16 protein-coding genes and 1 pseudogene are annotated in these 21,697 nt (G+C 66.5%); 13 read left to right on the forward strand and 4 right to left on the reverse strand.

The genetic code is table 11. The annotated features are described in order from the left end of the window. The 11 genes and pseudogenes from DK26_RS29800 to DK26_RS27670 form a co-directional block, all read left to right on the forward strand. Positions 1-918 (forward strand): annotated as a pseudogene (locus tag DK26_RS29800) (hypothetical protein); the annotation flags it as partial. A 192-nt stretch (positions 919-1,110) separates the two neighbouring features. Then, on the forward strand, positions 1,111-2,820 hold the full coding sequence (locus tag DK26_RS27625) for a type I secretion system permease/ATPase (RefSeq protein ID WP_248310127.1): 1,710 nt from the start codon (positions 1,111-1,113) through the stop codon (positions 2,818-2,820). Further along, positions 2,817-4,130 carry an HlyD family type I secretion periplasmic adaptor subunit gene (locus DK26_RS27630; protein WP_066479939.1) on the forward strand — a complete coding sequence of 438 codons (1,314 nt, stop codon included), beginning with the start codon at positions 2,817-2,819 and terminating at the stop codon, positions 4,128-4,130. Before DK26_RS27625 ends, DK26_RS27630 begins: the two co-directional genes overlap by 4 nt. 358 nt (positions 4,131-4,488) lie before the next feature. Continuing rightward, entirely contained in the window at positions 4,489-5,517 is a 1,029-nt protein-coding gene (locus DK26_RS27635) for an ABC transporter substrate-binding protein (protein WP_066479942.1), read from the forward strand. Positions 5,518-5,521: 4 nt separating this feature from the next. Further along, positions 5,522-7,186, forward strand: coding sequence for an iron ABC transporter permease (locus DK26_RS27640; protein WP_066479944.1), 1,665 nt, complete (start codon positions 5,522-5,524; stop codon positions 7,184-7,186). 11 nt (positions 7,187-7,197) lie between these two features. Continuing rightward, a complete protein-coding gene (locus tag DK26_RS27645) occupies positions 7,198-8,295 on the forward strand; it encodes an ABC transporter ATP-binding protein (RefSeq protein ID WP_083533656.1) in 1,098 nt (365 codons plus the stop codon). Positions 8,296-8,319: 24 nt separating this feature from the next. Further along, on the forward strand, positions 8,320-9,552 hold the full coding sequence (locus tag DK26_RS27650; protein WP_066479946.1) for a phosphopentomutase: 1,233 nt from the start codon (positions 8,320-8,322) through the stop codon (positions 9,550-9,552). A 161-nt stretch (positions 9,553-9,713) separates the two neighbouring features. Further along, positions 9,714-11,039, forward strand: coding sequence for an NAD(P)H-dependent oxidoreductase (locus tag DK26_RS27655; RefSeq protein ID WP_066479949.1), 1,326 nt, complete (start codon positions 9,714-9,716; stop codon positions 11,037-11,039). 3 nt (positions 11,040-11,042) lie between these two features. Beyond that, entirely contained in the window at positions 11,043-12,074 is a 1,032-nt protein-coding gene (locus DK26_RS27660; RefSeq protein ID WP_066479956.1) for a thiamine pyrophosphate-dependent dehydrogenase E1 component subunit alpha, read from the forward strand. After that, complete coding sequence (locus DK26_RS27665; protein ID WP_066479959.1) at positions 12,074-13,072, forward strand: alpha-ketoacid dehydrogenase subunit beta; 999 nt, start codon at positions 12,074-12,076, stop codon at positions 13,070-13,072. The genes DK26_RS27660 and DK26_RS27665 overlap by 1 nt, the downstream gene beginning before the upstream one ends. Before the next feature lie 2 nt (positions 13,073-13,074). After that, complete coding sequence (locus DK26_RS27670) at positions 13,075-14,139, forward strand: 2-oxo acid dehydrogenase subunit E2 (RefSeq protein WP_066479961.1); 1,065 nt, start codon at positions 13,075-13,077, stop codon at positions 14,137-14,139. On the opposite strand, the gene DK26_RS27675 is transcribed toward DK26_RS27670, so the two are convergent. Continuing rightward, positions 14,090-15,070 (reverse strand): sugar-binding domain-containing protein, encoded by a 981-nt coding sequence (locus tag DK26_RS27675; protein ID WP_066479963.1) that lies wholly within the window; start codon positions 15,068-15,070, stop codon positions 14,090-14,092. The genes DK26_RS27670 and DK26_RS27675 overlap by 50 nt on opposite strands. 129 nt (positions 15,071-15,199) lie before the next feature. Here DK26_RS27675 and surE point away from each other — a divergent pair, with 129 nt between their 5' ends. Next, positions 15,200-15,955 (forward strand): 5'/3'-nucleotidase SurE, encoded by a 756-nt coding sequence (gene surE / locus DK26_RS27680; protein ID WP_066479969.1) that lies wholly within the window; start codon positions 15,200-15,202, stop codon positions 15,953-15,955. Between the two features lie 86 nt (positions 15,956-16,041). Next, a complete protein-coding gene (locus tag DK26_RS27685) occupies positions 16,042-16,986 on the forward strand; it encodes a PfkB family carbohydrate kinase (protein WP_066479994.1) in 945 nt (314 codons plus the stop codon). 13 nt (positions 16,987-16,999) lie between these two features. Here the strand turns inward: DK26_RS27685 and DK26_RS27690 are convergent, their stop codons facing one another. The 3 genes from DK26_RS27690 to DK26_RS27700 are packed head-to-tail and all read right to left on the reverse strand — an operon-like array spanning position 17,000 to position 21,650. Next, positions 17,000-18,277, reverse strand: a complete 1,278-nt coding sequence (locus DK26_RS27690; protein WP_066479972.1) for a cytochrome c — start codon at positions 18,275-18,277, stop codon at positions 17,000-17,002. Positions 18,278-18,282: 5 nt separating this feature from the next. Further along, positions 18,283-18,828: a (2Fe-2S)-binding protein gene (locus DK26_RS27695; protein WP_066479974.1), complete on the reverse strand. Its 546-nt coding sequence runs from the start codon at positions 18,826-18,828 to the stop codon at positions 18,283-18,285. After that, the gene (locus tag DK26_RS27700) at positions 18,825-21,650 is read right to left on the reverse strand and encodes a molybdopterin cofactor-binding domain-containing protein (RefSeq protein ID WP_248310128.1); all 2,826 of its coding nucleotides are present in this window, start codon (positions 21,648-21,650) and stop codon (positions 18,825-18,827) included. Before DK26_RS27700 ends, DK26_RS27695 begins: the two co-directional genes overlap by 4 nt. Positions 21,651-21,697: the final 47 nt, after the last annotated feature.

Below are 21,697 nucleotides of genomic sequence, written 5' to 3' on the forward strand. Positions count from 1 at the left end.
TCGGCGCTGTTCAGCGCGACCGATGCGGATGGCGACACGATCACGAAGTACCGTCTGTGGGACGGCACGTCGGACGCTTCGAGCGGTCACTGGAAGGTGAACGGTGTCGAGAAGGCGGCGAGCCAGACCTTCGAGATCACGGCGGCGGAGCTGGCGAACACGGTCTGGACGGCGGGGGCGGTGAGCGATGCCGTGTCGGTCCAGGCTTTCGACGGCGTGGCCTGGAGCACGTGGACGAGCTTCACGATCGCGCCGCCGCCGAATGCGGCTCCGGTGGTGAGCGCGACCGAGAAGACCGGAGCCCACGGGCAAGCGTTTGCTGCATCGGCGCTGTTCAGCGCGACCGATGCGGATGGCGACACGATCACGAAGTATCAGCTATGGGATGGCAATGCGGCGGAATCGAGTGGTCGCTGGACGGTCAATGGCGTCGAGAAGGCGGCGAGCCAGACCTTCGAGATCGCGGCGGCAGATCTGGCCAACACCGTATTCCACAGCGGCTCCGGCTCGGATCTGCTTTCTGCGCGGGCCTTCGATGGCCTGATCTGGGGCGATTGGAAGACCTTCAGCGTAACGGTGCCACTCGACAGCGCTCCGGTGGTCTCGGCACCTGGTGTCAGCCTGGCATTCAATCAGTCCGTGGCGGCTTCATCCCTGTTCTCGGTCACGGATGCCGAAGGCGATACGATCACGAAATACCAGTTCTGGGATGGAACCTCGGCCGCGAACAGTGGGCACTGGTCGGTGAATGGAGCGGTGCAGCAAGCCCAGCAGACATTCGAGGTGCTGGCTGCCGATCTCGCTTCCGCGAGCTTCACGGCGGGATCGGCCGCAGTGACCGATCAGCTCTCCATGCGCGCCTTCGACGGCTATCTCTGGAGTGATTGGACGGCGTTCAGTGCGACGTCGCATGCTTGATGCCGCGTCGTTCGAGGCGGGGCCGGCCGCATGGCGTTCGGCTCCCACTGCGACGACGCGGTGTTTACAGAGGCCTGGAAAACCTGTTGCAGGATGTGAAGCCGGGAAGGCTTTCGATGCGCGGGGGGCGCAATGGCTTTGAGGTCAGCGGGGGGCTCTTCCAGCAGGGAAGGGAAACAGCCTGAGAACCTGTTGGCGCAGCTGCCGAAGATGTTTCGGTCGACGCTGCTCGTCGTCATTCTTCTGAGCTGCGCCGTCAATGTGCTGACATTGAGCGGCTCCTTGTTCATGCTGGAAGTCTATGATCGGGTCGTTCCGAGCCAGAGCGTGCCGACGCTCGTCGGCCTGATCGTCATCCTGGTCGTCCTCGTCACCTTCCAGGGCGCCATGGAATATGTGCGCACGCGGATACTGGTTCGGATCGGGGCGGCTTTCGACGAGGCGTTCGGCCGGCCGGCCCATGCCGCGGTGCTCGCGATGTCGCTTCGAACCATGAGATTCGAAGAAGGCGGACAGGCGATCCGGGATCTCGATCAGATCAGAACTTTTGTCGGCAGCGCAGGGCTGGTGGCATTTTTCGATCTGCCGTGGATTCCGATCTATATCGGGTTCTGCATGCTGCTTCACCCATGGATCGCGTACGCTGCGGTCGCTGGCGCATGCGTCCTGATCGGCTTTTCGATCATGGCTGAGGTTCTGACACGCGATCTCACAAAGTCGGTCACCATGCTCGGGGCACAACGTGGTGCGATGATCGAAGGTGCGCGGCGTAACGCCGAAGTTCTTCATGGCATGGGTTTTTCCGGTCGCTTCTCGGACATGTGGAGTGAAGTTAGCCGGGACTACGTCAGTCGAAGCGTGAGCCTGGTCGATCGTGCCACCGCCATCAGCGTCCTGTCGCGGAACTTCCGGACGCTCCTGCAATCGCTGGTCCTGGCGCTCGGCGGCTACCTCGCGATCAAGCAGGAGATTTCTGCAGGGGCCATCGTCGCGGGCTCGATCATCGCTGGCCGCGCGTTGGCGCCGATCGATGTCGCGATCGCCAACTGGCGCGCCGTTGTGGCCGCGCGCGAGAGCTGGCGGAGGCTGACACGCTTGCTGGCCCTTTTTCCTGAAGGCCCCCAGACCTTCGCACTGCCGCGCCCGCAAACGTCGCTCGTCGTCGAGGGAATCTCGCTTGCGCCTCCCGGCGGAGAGCGGCTCGTTCTCACCGATGTCGGGTTCTCGCTGAGCGCCGGAAGCGGTCTCGCCGTGATCGGCCCCAGTGGCTCCGGAAAGTCGTCGTTGATCCGCGCGATGGTCGGTGTCTGGCGGCCGGTCAAGGGGAGGATCAAGCTGGACGGCGCGGCGCTCGATCAATGGCCCGACGATGCGAGGACCGCGCATGTCGGCTATCTCCCCCAGGATGTGGAGCTTTTTGCCGGAAGCATCGCGCAGAACATCTCCCGCTTCGCGGAGGCGCCGTCGAGCGAGACCATTGTCGAAGCGGCAAGGCGTGCGGATGTCCACGATCTCATTCTGAACTTGCCGCAGGGCTATGAGACGAGGCTGGGAGAGGGCGGCGCGAACCTGTCGGCTGGACAGCGGCAGAGGATCGCTTTGGCGCGTGCGCTCTACGGCGATCCCTTTCTGATCGTCCTCGACGAGCCGAACTCGAATCTCGACGCGGAAGGCGAGGCGGCGCTGGCCAAGGCAATCGCGGGAGCGCGGTCGCGGGGCGCCATCGTCGTCGTGGTCGCCCACCGGTCGCAGTTGTTGGCTTCGGTCGATCTCGTCGCGGTGATCGCCGAAGGGCGGTTGCAGACAATTGGCCCGCGGGATGAAGTGATGTCACGTCTGACGGCCCGCCCGCCCCACGGGCCGCCTCTGAAGGTGGTGAGCGAAACGGGGACGGGCGCATGACCCTCGAGCTCAAGGTCGATCGCGCCCGGCGCACGGCTGCGCGTCACGCCGTGGTTGGCCTCGCCCTGTTCGGCGGCCTGCTTCTCGGGGTTGGCGGATGGGCCGTCGCCACGGATCTGTCGGGCGCCGTCATCGCCAGCGGCGTCGTCGTCGTCAACTCGAACGTCAAGAAGATCCAGCACCCATTCGGGGGTGTGGTCAGCGACATACTCGTCAAGAACGGTCAGCAGGTCGAGGCGGGGGAGCTTCTGATCAAGCTCGATCCCACCGTTCTGGCCGCCAATCACAAGGTCATCAGCAAAGGGATGCTCGAAAGCTACGCGCGGCAGGGCCGGCTCGAGGCCGAGCGCGACTCGACTGAGGACATCACCTTTCCACCGGAGCTGTCTGCGCGGGCGGGTGATGCCGACGCCGATGCCGTCATGCAAAGTGAAAAACGGCTGTTCGAACTGCGGCGCAATACCCGCATGGGTCAGAAGTCGCTGCTCGCCGAACGTGCGGCGCAGATCCGGCAGGAAGTTGACGGTTTGACGCGTCAGCTTTCGGCAAAGGAAAAGGAAACGGAACTCATCTTCAAGGAGCTCGATGGGGTCCGGAAGCTCTGGGAAAGCAAGCTGATCGGCATTCAGCGCCTTGTAGTGCTGGAGCGCGATGCCGTTCGTAACGAGGGCGAGCGAGGGCAGCTGCAGGCACAGATCGCCCAGGCAAAAGGGCGTATCGCCGAGATTGCACTGCAGATCCATCAGGTCGATCAGGAGCTGCGGAGTGACGTCGCCAGTGCGCTGCGCGAGGTGCAGGCGAAGCTGTCTGAGCTTTCGGAGCGGAAGATCGCTGCTGAGGATCAACTTGGCCGGACCAGCATCAGGTCGCCGCAGAAGGGCCTGATCCATCAGCTCGCGATCTTCGCCGCGGGTGCCGTGATCGGAGCGGGCGAGGCGATCATGTTCGTCGTGCCGTCGGAGGATTCCCTCGTCGTCGAGGCCAGGGTCCTGCCCGGAGACATCGATCAGATTCGCATAGGCCAGCGAGCCAGTCTGCGTTTTCCGGCCTTCAACCAGCGGACCACGCCGGAGTTTCCCGGTCATGTCAGGCTGATCGCTCCGGATCTGTCGACGGATCAGAAGTCGGGCCTGAGCTATTACACGGTCCAGGTCGTTCTGGACGAAATGCCCAGGGAGGCCGGCGAGCGTGGCCGTCTTGTTCCGGGAATGCCGGCCGAGGCCTTTCTTCGGACCGGCGACCGTTCCGCGTTCTCCTATTTCATGAAGCCTTTGGCGGACCAGTTCGATCGCAGCTTCCGTCACCGTTAAGGTCGGCGCCTCGAGCATGTACGGCGCCGCGATCTCACCTCAACATCGGTAACGCGACCGACCAGCGCCGCCCCTGCCGCGCGTGGCTTCGTCCGATGGTGCGTGTCGATACCCGGTTCGCCGAAAACGGATCGCGCCCGTTCTGCGGTCCACACCACCTATTGCGGCAGCTCGGCGGCGAGGCTCGCGTCGCTCAGGCAACCTGCCCTCCGCAATCCACGTGCAAGGTGCGGGTTCCGGAACGCTCCATCCGCCCCGTGTCCGCGCACAGCCGGTTGCGCTGTGACAGGTCGCTTGACAAGGGAGCTTGTGAACAAATATGCATCTCATAATAAAAATGTTCACGGGAGGAGTCGTGATGAATTTGAATCGCCGACAGTTCGCGGGCGGCCTGCTGGGCGCCTCGCTGCTACCGTCGCTCAGCCCGCAGGCGCTGGCTCAGGCGAAGAAGCTGACGGCCTATATGGGCCCGCCGGAGCCGACCTGTGCAGCACTAGTGAAGGACTTCGAGCAGAAGTCGGGCATCGCCACGACCTTCCTGCGCCTCTCTGCCGGCGAGGCGGTGAATCGGATCCGCGCCGAGCGTGCCCGTCCTCAGGCCAGCGTGCTCTACGGCATCGGCCTGCCCTCGATGATGACCCTGAAGAGCGAAGGGTTGCTGCAGCCCTATAAGCCGAAGGGCGTCGAGGACATCCCGGCCAAGTATGTCGACCCCGAGGGCTACTGGACCGGCATCGATGTCGACTTCATCGGCATCGCCTCGAACAAGACCTTCCTCAAGGAGAAGGGCCTGAAGGCGCCGACCAGCTGGGAGGATCTGACCAAGCCGGAGTTCGCCGGCCAGATCTGCATCGGCAGCCCCGCCACCTCTGGAACCGGTTATGTCTTCCTCGCCACCATCCTGCAGGTGATGGGCGAGGAGAAGGGCTGGGACTGGCTCAAGCGCTTCAACGCCAATGTCTCGCAGTACACCCGCTCGGGCATCGGCCCGACGCAGCTCGTCGGGCGCGGCGAGGTCGGCGTCGGCATCCTCTTCGCCCACGACATCCTCGGCAGCATGCACAAGGGCTTCCCGCTCGAGATGACGCTGCCTTCCGAAGGCACGGGCTACGACCTGTTCTGCGCCGTCATGCTCAAGGACGCGCCGGAGCCGGAAGCCGCCAAGGCCTTCCTCGACTGGGCGGTGACCCCGGCCTCGCAGGAGACGCTCGCGGCGTCGGAGTACTTCGACGTGCCAACCAACAAGAACGCCAAGGTCCACGACCTCGTGAAGCCGTTCTCGAATGCGAAGCTGATCGATTTCGACTTCGCCTGGGCCGGAGCCTCGGCGACACGCCAGAAGATCATCTCGCGCTTCCAGAACGAAATTCTGGCCGGAAGAAAGTAAGCCTATGAGCTCCGTTGCGCCCGCGGGCTTGACGGAGGGCAAGCAGGGCCGGGACTGGACCATCTATCTGGTCTATCCCGGCGTTGCCGCCTTCGTCATGATCTTCACCGCCTATCCGATGCTCGACCTGCTCGCCCGCGCGTTCTCGGTCGATGGTCGGTTCTCGCTCGCGGCGCTGGCCGACACGGCCGCCGATCCCTACAACCGCGCCGTCTTCTGGAACACGCTGCTGCTCGGCGCCACCGTCGCCGTGCTCGGCACGATCCTGGCGACGCTCTATGCCTATGCGATCGCCCGCGTCGCCATACCCGGCAAGCGGATCTGGCACTTCTTCGCTCTGTTGCCGACGATCTCGCCGCCGATTCTGATGGCGCTCGGGCTGATCATGCTCTATGGCCGCCGCGGCCTGATCACGCATGAACTGCTCGGTCTGCAGAGCACCGGCCTCTACGGCTTCACCGGCCTCGTGGTCGCGCAGCTGATCTCCTATTTCCCCTTCGCCTATCTCCTGATGCTGAACCTGTTCCGCGGGCTCGACGCCTCGCTGGAGGAGGCGGCCTCGACCATGGGCGCCAATGGCTGGAACGTGCTGCGCACGGTGAGCCTGCCGCTGCTCGTACCGGGCCTCGCCGGCTCGATGCTGCTGATGTTCAGCTATTCCTTCGCCGATCTCGGCAACCCGCTGCTGCTCGGCGGCGACTTCCCGGTGCTCTCCTCGCAGATCTACCAGACGATCATCGGCATGTACGACATCCCGAAGGGAGCGGCCCTGGCGGTACTGCTGCTGATCCCGGCGCTGCTGATGTTCTTCGCCCACAAGGCGCTGAGCGCCCGCATGTCCTTCGCCTCGGTCGGTGCCAAGGGCTCGAGCCGGCATCGTGAGGTGCGCCATCGCGGCGTGCAGATCGCGGCGCTCGTCTTCGTCGGCGCGATCACCCTGGTGATCTGCCTGCAATACGCGACGATCCTGGCCGGCGCCTCGACGCAGCTCTTCGGTATCAATTACAGCTTCACCACCAAGCACTTCGTCGCCGCCCTGACCAAGTCGCGCGGCGCGCTGGCCGACACGCTGATCCTCGGCGTCGTCGCTTCCTTCCTCTCGGTGATGCTCGGCGTTCTGGTCGCCTGGATCGTGGCCCGCACCCGGGTGCGCGGCGGCTCGCTGCTCGATTTCACCGCCAACCTGCCGCTCGCCATTCCCGGCACGGTGATCGGCCTCGCCTTCGGCCTGGCCTTCAACAGCCCGCCGCTGATGCTGACCGGTACGGCCGCGATCATCGTCGCCGCCTTCGTCGTCCGCTCGCTGCCCTATGGCATCCGCTCGGGCGTGGCCGCCCTCAACCAGATCAATCGGACGCTCGACGAGGCCTCGACCACCATGGGCGCGACCTCCGGGCAGACGCTCTGGCGCGTCCTGCTGCCGATCGTCCAGCCGGCCTTGCTCGCCGGCATGATCTTCTCGTTCACGCGCAGCGTCACCACGCTCAGCGCCGTCATCTTCGTGGTCTCGCCGCACTGGTCCCTCGTCACCCCGACCATCCTTTCGCAGATGGATCGCGGCGATGTCGGCGAGGCGGCCGCCCTCAGCGTCATCGTCGTCGTGATGGTTCTGGCCGTCATCCATGGCGTGCCGCGGCTGCTCGGCGGCGATTGGCGCGAGACCCGTTAGGGAGCATCGACATGCAAAAGACCTCCGCGAAGGCTCTCGCCATCCGCAATCTCGACAAGTCCTACTCGCTGGGCGGCGGACGCCGCCTGCCGGTGGTGACCGACTTCAACCTCGATCTCGCGCCCGGCGAGTTCGTCACCCTGCTCGGCCCTTCCGGCTGCGGCAAGACGACGGTACTGCGCACCCTCGCGGGCCTCGAGGATTTCGAGACCGGCGAGATCCTGCTCGACCAGCGCTCGATCGCCCGGCTGCCGGCGCATCATCGCCGCATCGGCCTGGTCTTCCAGAACTACGCGCTGTTTCCGCACATGACCGTCTTCGAGAACGTCGCCTATTCGCTGCGGCTGCGGCGGGTGGCGCAGGAGACGGTGCGCAGCGAGGTCGCGACCGCGCTCGCGGCGGTCGGCCTCGAGGATTACGGGCCGCGGCTGCCGGGGCAGCTCTCAGGCGGCCAGCAGCAGCGCGTCGCCGTCGCCCGCGCACTGGTGATGCATCCGGACCTGCTGCTCTTCGACGAGCCGCTCTCCAACCTCGACGCGAAGCTCCGCGTTCAGGTCCGCTCTGAGCTGCGGCGCCTGCAGCGGCGCCTCGGTACCACCGCACTCTTCGTCACCCATGACCAGGACGAGGCGATGAGCCTGTCCGACCGGATCGCCGTGATGAAGAGCGGTCGCATCGAGCAGATCGGCCCTCCGGAAGAGATCTATGCCCGTCCGGCGACGCTGTTCGTCGCGCAGTTTGTCGGCCGGGTGAACGCCCTGCCGGCCACGATCACCGGCGCCGCGAACGGGCATGCGCAGATCGAGGCGCTCGGCATGGCGGCGCGCGTGCCCCTGCCGTCGCCGGACCTGCCGAAGGACGTGCTGGCGCTGGTGCGGCCGGAGGCGGTGACGCTCCAGCAGCCGGGGCAGGGCCTCGCCGGTCAGGTCGAGGAGGTCGAGTATCTCGGCGACCAGACCGAGTACCGGGTGCGCGTCGGCGAGACTCTGGTCACCGCCACACGCTCCGCCCTCGGCGAACCCTGGAAGATCCGCGAGGGCGACGCGGTCGGCATCGGCTTCAAGCAAGACACCATCCACCTGCTGGCGCGTAGCGCCGAGGCGGCCTGAACGGCCGCCGGGAAGAGAACCGCCATGACGACAAGCCAGGCGCCCTTCGACAGGGTGATCATCCTCGTCCTCGACGCGCTAGGCCTCGGCGCGCTGCCGGACGTGCACCTCGTGCGTCCCAATGATGTCGGCTCGAACACGCTGAAGCATGTCGTGCAGGCGTCGGGTGGGCTCTCGCTGCCCAATCTCGAGCGCCTTGGCCTCGGCACGGTCGCGCCCGATTCCGGGCTCCGCATCGAGCCGAACCCGATCGCGGTCCACGGCGTCTGCAATCTCGGCTACAAAGGCGCCGACACCTATCTCGGCCACCAGGTCATCATGGGCTCGCGCGTGCCGGATGTGCCCGAGGAGCTGTTCGAGGTGGTGCGCGACGACGTCGCCGCCGCGCTGCGCCGGGCGGGGCACCATGTCGAGCCGGCGGGCGAGGGCCTCGCCGCCCTGTTCGTCGACGGCAAGATGATCTGCGGCGACAATCTCGAAAGCGATCCGCTGCAGACCTATCACTGCGTCGGCTCGATCGACGACATGCCCTATGAGGAGATCGTCAAGGTCGGCGAGATCCTGCGCTCGGTGGCCCGGGTGCGCCGCATCGTGGCGATGGGCGGCTACGGCTTCCGGGCGGCCGATATCCGCCGCTGCACCGAGCGGCGGCCGACCGGCCAGTGCGGCGTCAACAATGTCGCGCTCGGGCTCTACACCAGCAATTACGTGGTGCGGCATCTGACGCGCGGCACCAAGCCCGATGTCCAGGTGCCGACCATCCTGAAGAAGGCCGGCTACGAGGTCGAGCTGCTCGGCAAGGTCGCCGACGTCATCACCTGCGATGGCGCCCACAAGGAGCCGCATGTCCTGACGCAGCCGGTGCTGGATGCGACCTATGCCTCGATGGCGCGCGTCCGTTCCGGGCTGATCGCAATCAACATCCAGGAAACCGATCTCGCCGGCCATGACGAGAGCGCCGAGCGCTATGCCGCCTGCCTGCGGCTGGCCGACGAGGGTATCGGCAAGATGATGGCGATGATGAGTTCGAGGGACCTGCTGATCGTCACCGGCGATCACGGCAACGACCCGACCATCGGCCATGACAAGCATACGCGCGAGTTCACGCCGCTGCTGGTCTGGACACCGGGCATCAAGCCGAAAGGTATCTTCATGCGCGACAGCCTGTCCGACATCGCCGCGACGACCGCCGAGATCTTCTCGGTCGAGCCGACGGAGATCGGGACGAGCTTCCTGGACGACATCACGACCACCTGAGCGGCGGCCGGCACTGGCAGACCCAAGCGCGACGCCCGCTCCTGACCAAACGGGCGGACAAGGCCGGCCCGCCAAGCATTGAACATATTACTATTCATCGCAACAAATGTTCTGATCGTCTCGACCTCGACCGGCCGGACGTTCGCAATGGGAGAACCTGGATGGGCATCAACGTCGCACCGACCGGCTTGGCACGCGATCTCCTGGCCCGCGCCGATAGCGGCCGCCCGGTCCGCATCGGTCTCATCGGCTCCGGGGAGATGGGAACCGACATCGTCACCCGTGTCGCCCATATGTCGGGCGTGACGGTCGGCGCGATCTGCGACCTCAACTTGCCGGCGGCGCGCAAGGCCGTCGACATCGCCTATCAGGAGGAGGGCCACTATCGCGACGCTTCCGGCCAGTCCGAGCTCAACGCGGCGATGGAGGCCGGCAAGGTCGCGGTCACCGGCGATTCCGGGCTGATCCTGAACAGCGGCCTGATCGACGTCGTGATCGACGCCACCGGCGTGCCTTCCGTCGGCGCCGAGATCGGCCTCGCCGCGATGGAGCACGGCAAGCATCTGGTGATGATGAACGTCGAGGCCGACGTCACCATCGGCGCCTATCTGAAGAGCGAGGCTGATCGCCTCGGCGTGACTTACTCGCTCGGCGCCGGCGACGAACCGTCCTCCTGCATGGAGCTGATCGAGTTCGTCACCGCGATGGGGCACCCGATCGTCGCGGCCGGCAAGGGCAAGAACAACCCGCTCAATTTCGACGCCGTACCCGACGACTATGCCGAGGAGGCCGCCCGCCGGCACATGAACGTGCGCATGCTCGTCGAGTTCGTCGACGGTTCGAAGACCATGGTCGAGATGGCGGCGATCGCCAATGCGACCGGCCTCGTTCCGGACAAGCCGGGCATGCACGGCCCCGCGGCGACGCTCGACCAGCTCTCCTCGACCCTGATTCCGCAGAAGGATGGCGGCGTGCTCTCGCGCGTCGGCGTCGTCGACTATTCGATCGGCAAGGGCGTCGCGCCCGGCGTCTTCGTCGTCGCCGACATGTCGCATCCCCGGATCTCGGAGCGCATGGAAGACCTGAAGATGGGCAAGGGCCCGTATTTCACCTTCCACCGGCCCTATCACCTGACCTCGCTGGAAGTGCCGCTGACCTGCGCCCGCGTCGTGCTCTACGGCAAGCCGGACATGGTGCCGCTCGCCCGGCCGGTGGCCGAGGTCTGCGCCGTCGCCAAGAAGGATCTGAAGCCCGGCGATCGGCTCGATGCCATTGGCGAGTATTGCTACCGCGCCTGGATCATGACCGCCGAGGAAGCTCGCGTCGCGCGCGCCATTCCCTGCGGCATGCTGCAGGGCGGCACGGTCACCGCCCCGATCCGCAAGGGCGAGATGCTGACCTATGCGAACGCCGCGGTCGCGCCCGGCTCGAAGCTCGCCATCCTGCGCGCCCGGCAGGACGCCCTCATCCACGGCAAGGAAGCCTGATCCATGACCGCTCCGGCAACCGCCCCCGCGGCGACAGACTCGACCAACCTACCCTTTCTCTACCGTCACTACCCGCGCGAGGAACTGCTCGGCGCCCTCCGGCGCATGCATCTGATCCGCCGCTTCGAGGAAGCGGCGGAGGAGAGCTATATGCGCGGGCTGATCCACGGCACCATGCATCTCTCGATCGGCCAGGAAGCCAGCGCCGTCGGCATCTGCCTGCCGCTGACGCGCGAGGACCAGATCACCTCGACCCATCGCGGCCATGGCCACTGCATCGCCAAGGGCGCCGATGTCAGCCGGATGTTCGCCGAGTTCTTCGGCAAGACCACCGGCTATTGCGGCGGCCGCGGCGGCTCGATGCACATCGCTGACGTCTCGACCGGCAATCTCGGCGCCAACGGCATCGTCGGCGGCGGCATTCCGATCGCGGTAGGGGCGGCCCTGACCGCCAAGCGGCTGCGGACCGGCAAGGTCGCGGTTTCGTTCTTCGGCGACGGCGCCAACAACGAGGGCGCCTTCCACGAGGCGCTGAACATGGCCTCGGTCTGGAAGCTTCCGGTCGTCTTCGTCTGCGAGAACAATGGCTACGGCATGTCGACCTCGACCGAGCGCTCGACCGCGGTTCCGAACATCGCCGATCGCGCCGCCGCCTATGCGATGCCGGGCGTCATCGTCGACGGCAATGATCTCTCTGCCGTGGCGCAGGCTTCCCATGAAGCGGTCGAACGGGCCCGCCGCGGCGAGGGGCCGAGCCTGATCGAGTGCAAGACCTACCGCCATCGCGGCCACTCCAAGAGCGACCGCAATCGCTACCGCACCAAGGACGAGATCGACGACTGGATGGCCAATCGCGACCCGATCGCTCGCTACGAGGCGCAGCTTTCCGAATTCGGCATCGCCGGCGCCGCCGAGATCGAGGCGGTGCGCCTAGCCGTGCGCGCCGAAATCGACGCGGGAATCGAATTCGCCAAGGCCAGCCCGGCACCCGCAACCGCCGACCTCGCCGATTACGTCTACACGGAACAGCAGTGATGAGCACCGAGGTCAGGGAACTCAGCTATTCGCAGGCGATCCAGGAGGCGATGGCGATCGCACTGGAAGCCGATGAGCGCGTCGTCCTGATGGGCGAGGACATCGGCGTCTATGGCGGCGCCTTCCAGGTCACCGGCGACCTGATCGAACGCTTCGGGCCCGAGCGCGTGATGGACACGCCGATCTCGGAGCTCGGCGGCGCGGGTGTCGCTGTCGGCGCCGCCGTGACCGGCCTGAGGCCGATCTTCGAGTTCCAGTTCTCGGATTTCGCCACGCTCGCCATGGAGCAGATCGTCAACCAGGCGGCAAAGATGCGCTACATGCTGGGCGGCGCCGTCTCGGTGCCGGTGGTCATGCGCTTCCCGGCCGGCTCGGGAACTGGGGCCGCCGCGCAGCACAGCCAGAGCCTCGAAGCCTGGCTCGGCCATGTGCCGGGGCTCAAGGTCATCCAGCCGGCGACGCCGCATGACGCCAAGGGCATGCTGCTCGCAGCCGTCGCCGACCCTGATCCGGTGATGATCTTCGAGCACAAGCTGCTCTACAAGATGAAGGGCCCGGTGCCGGAAGGGCACTACACCGTGCCGATCGGCAAGGCCGCGATCCGCCGCAGCGGCACGGACCTGACCATCGTCGCCACCTCGATCATGGTCCACAAGGCGCTGGAGGCGGCCGAGACCCTGGCCGCCGAGGGTATCGATGTCGAGGTCGTCGACCTGCGCAGCATCCGGCCGATGGACAGCGCGACGATCATCGCGAGCGTGATCAAAACCCACCGGCTGCTCTGCGTCTACGAGGGCGTGAAGACGCTCGGCATCGGCGCGGAGATCAGCGCGATGATCGCGGAGAGCGAGGCCTTCGATCGGCTCGACGCGCCGATCGTGCGGCTCGGCGGCGCGGAGACGCCGATCCCCTATAACCCCGAGCTGGAAAAGGCGGCAGTCCCGCAGGTTCCCGGCATCGTTGCGGCAGCGCGCGATCTCGTGCGGGGAGTGCGCTGATCATGCCGGTCGAGGTCATCCTCCCCAAGGTCGACATGGACATGGCGACCGGGCGCATCTCGCAATGGTTCTTCGCGGACGGGGCGAAGGTCGAGAAGGGCGACGTGCTCTTCGAGATCGAGACCGACAAGGCGGCGATGGAGATCGACGCGCCGGCGAGCGGCGTGCTGCGCGACATTACCGGCAAGGAAGGCATCGACATTGCCGTCGGCTCGGCGGTCGCCTGGATCTACGAGGCCGGCGAGGCCCATGGCGTCGCTGCTGTGCCCGCCACGGTGGAGGCCGTCCGAGCCGTCCCCGCGGCACCTGCAGAGGCGGAGCCTGCTGCCGCCCGGCCCGCCGCGGCGCCTGCACCGGTCGTCGCCGGTGGCACCTGTTGCGCCGGCGACGTCCGTGCGACCCCGCTCGCGCGCCGCGTCGCCCGCGAGTTCGGCCTCGACCTGGCCTCGATCGCCGGCTCCGGCCCGCATGGCCGCATCCTTGAGAAGGACGTCACGGCAGCGAGGGCTGCTGGCCCACTTGTCTCCCAGACACATGTGCCAACCGCGCCGGTGGCTGCTTTCGAGGCTCCCGCCGCGGCGTCGCTTGCCAGCGGCCCCTCGGACGATCAGGTCAAGAAGCTGTTCGCTGCGGGATCCTATGAGGAGATCCCGCATGACGGCATGCGCAAGACGATCGCGCGCCGCCTGATCGAGGCCAAGCAGACCATCCCGCATTTCTACGTGACGGTCGATTGCGAGCTCGATGCGCTGCTGAAGCTGCGGGCCGAGCTCAATGCCGCCGCGCCGGAGAAGGACGGCAAGCCGGCCTACAAGCTCTCGGTCAACGACATGGTGATCAAGGCGCTCGCCCTGGCTCTGAAGGCGGTGCCCGACGCCAACGTCTCCTGGACCGATGGCGCGATGCTGAAGCACAAGGAAGCCGATGGCGATGCTGGTGTGAGCTCGGAGGGCTCGCCGCTTAGGCGAGGCCCGACGCCTAGATCAGTCACCCATGACGAGGCGACAAGCGCGAGAGCTACAACGGCGGCAGCGCTAGCAGCGCTGCTGCCGCCGAGGTGTCGGTGATCAGGACCGACGCCCTGGTCGCCGCGATGCCGGCCCGGATCGCCTGCGCCTTGCGCTCCCCGCCGGAGGAGATCACGACGTTGTCGACGCCGTGCAAGTCGGCCGGGCTCGCGGCCATCACGCGCTGGTTGACGGGGTGATCGACAAGTTGCCCCTCGGCATCGACGAAATGGCAGAGCACGTCGCCGACAGCCCCGGCCGCCGCCAGGCTCTTCAGCTCGGCCTTGTCGAGAATGCCGCGCCGGAAGATCGAGGCTTCCTCTCCCAGGCTGCCGACGCTGATCAGCGCGATGTCGCTGCGCTGCGCCCTTTCCCGCAGCTCCTGGAACCCGGCGATCGCCCAGAGTTGTCGGGCGAGATCGGAACTCGGCACGAAGACCGGCGCCGCGATCTGATAGAGCTTGGTCTTGTAGAAATCGGCGAGTCGCCACGACACGGCGGACGGGTTGTCGGCGGTGGCGTTGGTCAGTCCGCCGAGCAGCGACACGACCGTCATGTCCTCGATTTCGCGCCAGGCGAGCGCCTGCATGCAGACCTTCAGCGTCGCGCCCCAACCGACGGCGATCGTGGCACCGGCGAAGAGCTGCTGCGAGATATACTGCCCGGTCGCATGGCCGACGACGGCGGCGATGCTCGCCTCGCTCTGGGCGCTCGCCGGCACGACCACGGCCTGGCTCAGCTTGAGATGCCGCTCGAGCTGCCGCTGCAGCGCGAAGATCGATTCAGCCTGCGGATTGATCGAGATGTTGACCGTGCCGTCCTCGCGCGCCGCCGCCAGCAGACGCAGGGCCTTGATCCGGCTCGTGCCGATCTGCTCCGCGACCTGTTCCTGCGTGTGCCCTTCGACGAAATAGAGCCAGGCGGCCTTGAGTTTGAGCTCGTTCTGATCGGCCTGGAACTTCGTGAGCTTGGGGCGCGCGTTCCTGGCCATGCTTCCTCCATTCATGCCGATTTCGGCGGTTGCTGTGGCCTATATACATTTGAACATATGATCTTTGTATGACATAAAAGTGCGCAATAATTCGCCTCGCTGGATCGAGGCGACAGGGCAGGAACGACCATGCGTATCTTGATTTCGAACGATGACGGCATCGCCGCTCAGGGCCTCGCCGAGCTCGAACGCGCGGCCCGGCGCCTCAGCGACGATATCTGGATCGTGGCGCCCGACGGCAACCGAAGCGGCTTCGCGCACAGCATCACCTTCCGCAAGGGCTTCGATATCGAGCGTGTCGGCCCGAGCCGCTATGTCTGCTCCGGCACGCCGGCCGACTGTGTGATCGGCGCGATGAGCTGGGTGTTCCGTGATGGTGCCCTTCCCGACCTGGTGCTTTCGGGCATCAACGAAGGGCGCAATGTGGCGGAGGATGTCTCCTATTCCGGAACCATGGCGGTCGCCCGGGAAGCGGCGCTGCGCGGCATTCCGGGCATCGCCTTCTCGCGGCCCCGCGACGGCCGCGAACTCGACGCAGCCGGCAGCGACTGGCTCGCCGGGCGTATCCAGGACTTCTGGCAATCGCGCGCCGAATGGGCGCTCGACGGCCACTGGCTCAGCGTCAACCTGCCCAAACAGGTCCCGGCCCATATGCGCATGGCGAAGATTGGCCGCGACAAGGTCGCCAACCGGGTGATCATCCACCAGGAAACGGCAGATCGTGCCGTGATCGAGCCGCTGGCGGACCGGGCTTACGCCTCGACGCCGGGCGACGAGAACCATCTCATCGATTCCGGCATCGCCTCGGTGATCTGCTTCAACTGGATGGGGCAGGCTGAAGTCCCCTCCCACGCCTTGAAGGACATGACGACCGACGCCGCCTGAGCACGGCAGCGCCGCCTCGCTTCGCGGCGGGGTCGGCAGTGCAGCATCCTTTCGACAGCCGCCTTCCGGCGCCCGGGATTGCGACGATGAAATACGACTACGCCTCGATCGGCTTCTACACCTTCGACTGCCTCGGCTGGCCGTTCGAGGCCGTGCCCGATGGCGGCGGTACCTTCTTTCTCGACGAACTGACGCTCGCCGTATCGGGCGCCGCCGGCACCGCCGCGATCGCGGCCGCCAAGATGGGCCTGTCCTGCCTCGCGGTCGGCGGTGTCGGCGACGATCTGATGGGGCACTGGGTGCTGCAGCGCCTGCGCGAGTTCGGCGTCGACGCTTCCGGCATGCAGCAGATCGCCGGCGGCAAGACTTCGTCCTCGATCGTCACGACGCGCCGGGACGGTTCGCGCCCTGCGCTGCATATGAAAGGAGCGACCAGCGCGTTCTTCGTCGAGGACGCAGCGCTCGGGACAGTCTGCGACGCGCGTGTCGTCCATCTCGGCGGCGTCGGCCTGATGGACAGGATGGACCGGGCGCAGAATGCGCGCTTGCTGCAGCACGCCAAGCAAGCCGGAGCGGTGACCACGGTCGATGTCTTCGCCGGCTCTCCGGACGACCTGCCGGCGGTGGCACGTGTCCTGCCCCATACCGACTACTTCATGCCGTCCGTCGAGGAGGCGATGGCCCTGACCGGCCGGCAGGATCTGTCCGAGATGGCCAGCCAGTTCTTCGACTACGGAACACGCTGCTGCATCTTCACGCTGGGCGCCGACGGCGCTTCCTATCACCATGCCGACGGCACGAGCTTCCGCGTCCCGGCCTTCGACGTGCCGGTCAAATGCACCTGTGGCTGCGGCGACGCCTTCAATGCAGGCATGGCGGTGGCGCTCTGCCGCGACATGGAGCCTGAGACCGCGGTGCGTTTCGCGCAGGCGACCTCGGCCCTGAACGCGACCGGCCTCGGTTCCCAAGCCGGCGTCCACTCCTTCGAGCGCACCTGGGAATTCATGAACGCGACGCCTTCGCGCCGATAGCGGCAGCCTTGCCCTAGCGCTGCCGTTTCACCTCTTCCGCGGTGACGGTCGGCTGCTGGCCGCCCCAGTTCGCCCGCAGCCAGTTGGAGAGGTCGGCAACCTCTCGGTCGGAGAGCTGGCCGGCGAAGCCAGGCATGGGCTGCATGCGTTCGAGCCCGGGGAATCGCTGGGCCGGGATGCCGGTCAAGATGACCTTGTTGAGGTTGCGGGCATCGGCCAGCCGCAGCGAGGCATTGGTCGCCAAGGGTACCACGACATGCGGGATGCCCTGGCCGTCGATGCCATGGCAGCCGGCGCAGACGGCAATGTAGCTGGCGCGGGCGGAAGCCGCGACCTCCGCGGGGACGGCGACCGGCTGCGGCGGAGGCGGCGGCGTCGCGCTCTCCGGCAATTTGTCGAGATCGAAGAGATAGGAGGACATCGCCGCGAGGTCCTCGGGCGTGAAATACTGGGTCGAGAAGTGGACGACCTCGAACATCTGGTTGGTCATCGCGCCCTGCGCCGAGATGCCCGACTTCATGAAGCTCGCGAACACCAGCGGATCGAAGCCCATTCGCGCCAGCCCGGCCTTGGTGATGTCAGGCGCCATCACCCCTTCGAGCTCGGCGCCCTCCAGATAGGCGCTCTCCTTCATGCCCATGGCGAGGTTGCGCGGCGTATGGCACTCGCCGCAATGGGCGAGCGCGTCGGTGAGATAGCGGCCGCGATTCCACATCGGCGAGCGTCCGGCGACCTCGGTCTTCGTGTCGGAGGACAGGTTGACCAGGTTCCAGAAGGTCAGCCCTTGCCGGATGTTGAACGGGAAAGGCAGATGATTGGCCTTGTTCGCCACCTTCATCGGCTCGCGGCTCATCAGGAAGGCGTAGACCGCGTCGACATCCTCGGCCGTCAACTTGCGATAGGAGGCATAGGGCATGGCCGGGTAGAGATGGCCGTGCTTGCCGACGCCGTCGCGCACGGCGCGATGGAATTCGGCCCGCGTCCAGGAGCCGATGCCGTGCTCCTTGTCGGGCGAGATATTGGTCGAGAAGATTGTCCCGAACGGCGTCTCGAAGGGGAGACCGCCGGCCCATGGCGCGCCGCCCTTGACGACATGGCAGGCATAGCAGTCGGCCGCGACGGCGACATAGGCGCCGCGTTTGGCGAGCGCCGCCATCTGCTCGGCCGAGAGCGGCTGCTCGATCTCCTTGGCGACGACGCTGCGCTCGAACAGGCCAAGGAAAACGGCCCCGGCTCCAAGCGCGCCGACGACAGCGACCGCCAGGGCGGCCAGAAGCAGCTTCCTCGCCATCAGCGTTACGCCTTCACCAAGCCGGGAGTCCTGAGGGCGAGATCGCGCACCGCTTCGAAATAGCGGACATAGCCGGTGCAGCGGCAGATATGGCGGTCGAGCGCCTCGCTGATCACCTCTTCCAGCGCCTCGCGCCTCACCGGATTGCGCTTGAGCTGGTCGAGCAGCACCGTCGCGCCGGTGACGAAGCCGGGCGTGCAGTAGCCGCACTGGAAGGAGAAATGCTCGATGAAGGCCTGCTGGACCGGCGAGAGCGCGGTGATCGCGCCATTGGCGTCGCGCCTGGCCTGCCCCTCGACCGTCCTGACCTTGCGTCCGGCGAACCAGTGCGCGCCGGTGATGCAGGTGCGCATCTCCTCGAGCGAGCCATCAGCCTTCTCCAGCACGACGGTGCAGGCATGGCAGATGCCCTGGCCGCAGCCCATGCGCGAGCCCGTGAGATTCAGGTACTCGTAGAGGAAGTCCTGCATCATCATCGTCTCGGGCACGTCGATCGGGCCGACGGCCTTGTCGTTGATGGTCAGGGAGAGCGTCTTGGTCGCGATCGTCATGCCAGCGCCTCTTTGATCCTCTCCGGCGTGAGCGGCAGGGTGTAGAAGCGCTTGCCGATGGCATGGGCGACGCCGTTCACGATCGCCGGCACGACGGCGATCATCACCACCTCGGCCATGCCCTTGGGTGGATCGGTGTCCGAGAGCGGCGGCAGCACCTCTGCCGTCTGCTTCCAGACCGCGACGTCCCTGGACGTCGGCAGTTCGTAGCGGTTCCAGTTCCAGGTCCCGTTGCCCGGCCCGTCCTCGTAGAGCGGCAAATACTCCTTCAGCGCGTGGCCGATGCCCATGGCGAGCCCGCCCTGGATCTGGCCGGAGACCAGCTCCGGCACGATCTGGTTGCCGCATTCGAGGATGGAGTGGTGCGAGAGCAAGCTGACCTCGCCGCTCCCGGTATCGACGACGATCTCGGCCAGCGTCGCCATCGGCGCGTAATAGGTGACGCCGGCATTGTTGCGCTGCGCCGGCGGATAGAAGACCGAGGCCCGCTCGACGAAATGCCAGCCGCCCTGCGTCATCAGCGCCTTGCGCTCGCCTGGCGCGCCGTCGCCATATTTTAGCGCCAGAGCGTCGATGGCGAAGCGCCGCCGCCCGGTACCCGGCAACTCGAACTCCGCTTCCGCCCACTGCCAGCGATTGAAGCTGTGCACGGTGATGCCGGTGACGAGGCCGAGCCGGTGCGCCTCGGCCGCGACCGCAGCGAACGACAGCGGCTGCATCGCCGCGGCCGTGATCCCGCGATTGGTGACGCGCAGATCCTCGCGCCGCACAGCTTCGGGCGCGATCTGGCCGCCGCCGATGCCGCGCGACCAGAGCGAGCGTGCCGCCGGCCAGATCGTCAGATCGACCAGGATGCGAGCCGCCTCGCGCGTCGCGTGGCCGAGATAATAGACGCTGTTGGAGGCGCTCATCGGCGAGGTGAAGCTCGGCGTCCAGCGCGGATTGGCCATCCGCCGGTCTTCCTCCTCCTGCGACAGCGTATAGGGCTCGTCGGTGGTCTCCAGCGGCATTTGCGGCCAGCGCACCTTGCCGAACACGGTCTCGTCCGGCTGCTTGCCGAGAATGGCCGCGGCCATCACCGCCTGCGAGGTCGTCGCGCCCGTGCCGATCTCATGCGCGACATGCGAGAGCTTGAGCCGTCCGCTCGCATCGAATTCGAGTGCGCAGAGCGCGGCTTCCGCGCCGGTGCCGTAATCCTTGTGCACATGGCCGTAGCCGACGCCGTATTTCTTGCCGGGATTGGCGGCTTCGAATTCGGCCTTGCGCTTTTGCCGGTTCATCCAGAGCGGATGCTGTTCCGCCCGCGCCAGGATCTCGTCATGGCGCAACGCCCCGGAGGGGATCGCACCCTGCGAGTTCTTCATGCCCGATTTCAGCGCGTTGCGCCGGCGGAACTCGATTGGATCGAGGCCAACAGCCTCGGCGGCCTCGTCGACCATCATCTCGGTCGCGCCCATGGTCTGCAGCGTGCCATAGCCGCGCATCGAGCCGGCATCGACGGCGCGCGAGGACATGATCGTGGCGGAGAAATCGCTCTTCGGCAGGTAGTAGATCGACTGCGCCGCTGTCGCGCCGACCGTGCCGACCGAGACCGAAAAATTCTCGCGCCCGCCGCCATTGTTGCTGTAGCGCCCGGTCATCGCCCGGAACTTGCCGGTCTTGCGGTCGATCACCATGACCTTCTCCATCTGGAAGGCATGGCGCTTCAGCGCGTTCTGGAACTGCTCGAAGCGGTCATTGGCGAGCCGGACCGGCCGGCCCTCGCCATAGAGTCCGGCGAGAACGCAGAAGAACGGGAAGATCGCGTGGTCCTTGGTGCCGTAGCCGACGGTGTAGCCGATCCTGAGGTCGATGCTCCCGAGCGAGAACTTCGACTTCGCCAGCATATGGGCCGCCATCTCGGCGACCTCGTGCGGCGACTGCGTCGCGATCAGCGCATGTAGCGTGCCGGTCCCGCGCTCGTACCAGACATTGCCGTTGTCGGCCTCCATGGCCGAGGCGTCGGCCGACTGGGTCGAATAGGAACGCCGCAGCACCAGCACGTCGTCGCCAGCATTGGCGATCTCGCGCTCGATCTCGGCCGCCGCCGCCATGCCGCGCGCCATCGCATCGCCTTCGCCGGGAGCGGGCCATTGCGGCTCCGTGCCCTTGAAGCCTGCCCGGATCGTCGTGTCCTTCAGTGCCGAATAGCGGTCCTCGGCGTCGGGATTGCCGCCATCGATCCGGACATAGCGCGCCGCGCCATAGGGACCGGGCGTGGTCGAGGCGCCTTCCGCGCCATAGCGCACGACCTTGTCGTTGAAGCGCAATTTGCGCTTGGCCGCGTCATAGCGGGCGAAGTCGTGGTAGATCAGCATCGCGACAGGCTGGCCGAGCAGCCGCGCCGTCTGCCCCTTCGGCACGAAGAAGACGTCGCCATAGAAGCCCGGCCACGGCGCCGGCATCGCGACGCCGTCGGCGACGAGGTCCTCGTGCAGCACCAGCCGGTCGGGCTTCAGATCCTCGCCGAGCAGGGAAAGGTCGACGCCGTCGAAGACGCGGTCGATCCGCGTCGCATTGAGCATGAAGGCATGCGCCTGCTCTTTCGGCCAGCCCTCGAGGTCGCGGGCGCGATAGTCGCGGGTGAAGGTCTTGCCGCCCGTGACCTTGGCGATGGCGTCGAGCCGGTATTTCGGCTTGCCGCCGGCCAGCCAATCGGCGCCGGGGCGCGGCGGCGTCTCGATCAGCTCCGCCTGCGTGGCGGAAGGCAGCAAGGAGACCTTGATGGCGACGCCGGCCGCGCCTGCCTTGAGAAAGCTTCTGCGGGACAGGCCTGCTTTCACGCCGGATTCTCCGCTCACCCGTGAGCCGACTGCTTGCCGGCGCAAAC

The sequence above is a fragment of the Allobosea sp. WAO genome (assembly GCF_001509835.1).
GTDB lineage: Bacteria > Pseudomonadota > Alphaproteobacteria > Rhizobiales > Beijerinckiaceae > Allobosea.

Coding starts and splice junctions, on each gene's coding strand:
- DK26_RS27630 (WP_066479939.1), top strand. CDS start 2,817: ATGACCCTCGAGCTCAAGGTCGATCGCGCCCGGCGCACGGCTGCGCGT.
- DK26_RS27635 (WP_066479942.1), top strand. CDS start 4,489: ATGAATTTGAATCGCCGACAGTTCGCGGGCGGCCTGCTGGGCGCCTCG.
- DK26_RS27640 (WP_066479944.1), top strand. CDS start 5,522: ATGAGCTCCGTTGCGCCCGCGGGCTTGACGGAGGGCAAGCAGGGCCGG.
- DK26_RS27645 (WP_083533656.1), top strand. CDS start 7,198: ATGCAAAAGACCTCCGCGAAGGCTCTCGCCATCCGCAATCTCGACAAG.
- DK26_RS27650 (WP_066479946.1), top strand. CDS start 8,320: ATGACGACAAGCCAGGCGCCCTTCGACAGGGTGATCATCCTCGTCCTC.
- DK26_RS27655 (WP_066479949.1), top strand. CDS start 9,714: ATGGGCATCAACGTCGCACCGACCGGCTTGGCACGCGATCTCCTGGCC.
- DK26_RS27660 (WP_066479956.1), top strand. CDS start 11,043: ATGACCGCTCCGGCAACCGCCCCCGCGGCGACAGACTCGACCAACCTA.
- DK26_RS27665 (WP_066479959.1), top strand. CDS start 12,074: ATGAGCACCGAGGTCAGGGAACTCAGCTATTCGCAGGCGATCCAGGAG.
- DK26_RS27670 (WP_066479961.1), top strand. CDS start 13,075: ATGCCGGTCGAGGTCATCCTCCCCAAGGTCGACATGGACATGGCGACC.
- DK26_RS27675 (WP_066479963.1), bottom strand. CDS start 15,070: ATGGCCAGGAACGCGCGCCCCAAGCTCACGAAGTTCCAGGCCGATCAG.
- surE (WP_066479969.1), top strand. CDS start 15,200: ATGCGTATCTTGATTTCGAACGATGACGGCATCGCCGCTCAGGGCCTC.
- DK26_RS27685 (WP_066479994.1), top strand. CDS start 16,042: ATGAAATACGACTACGCCTCGATCGGCTTCTACACCTTCGACTGCCTC.
- DK26_RS27690 (WP_066479972.1), bottom strand. CDS start 18,277: ATGGCGAGGAAGCTGCTTCTGGCCGCCCTGGCGGTCGCTGTCGTCGGC.
- DK26_RS27695 (WP_066479974.1), bottom strand. CDS start 18,828: ATGACGATCGCGACCAAGACGCTCTCCCTGACCATCAACGACAAGGCC.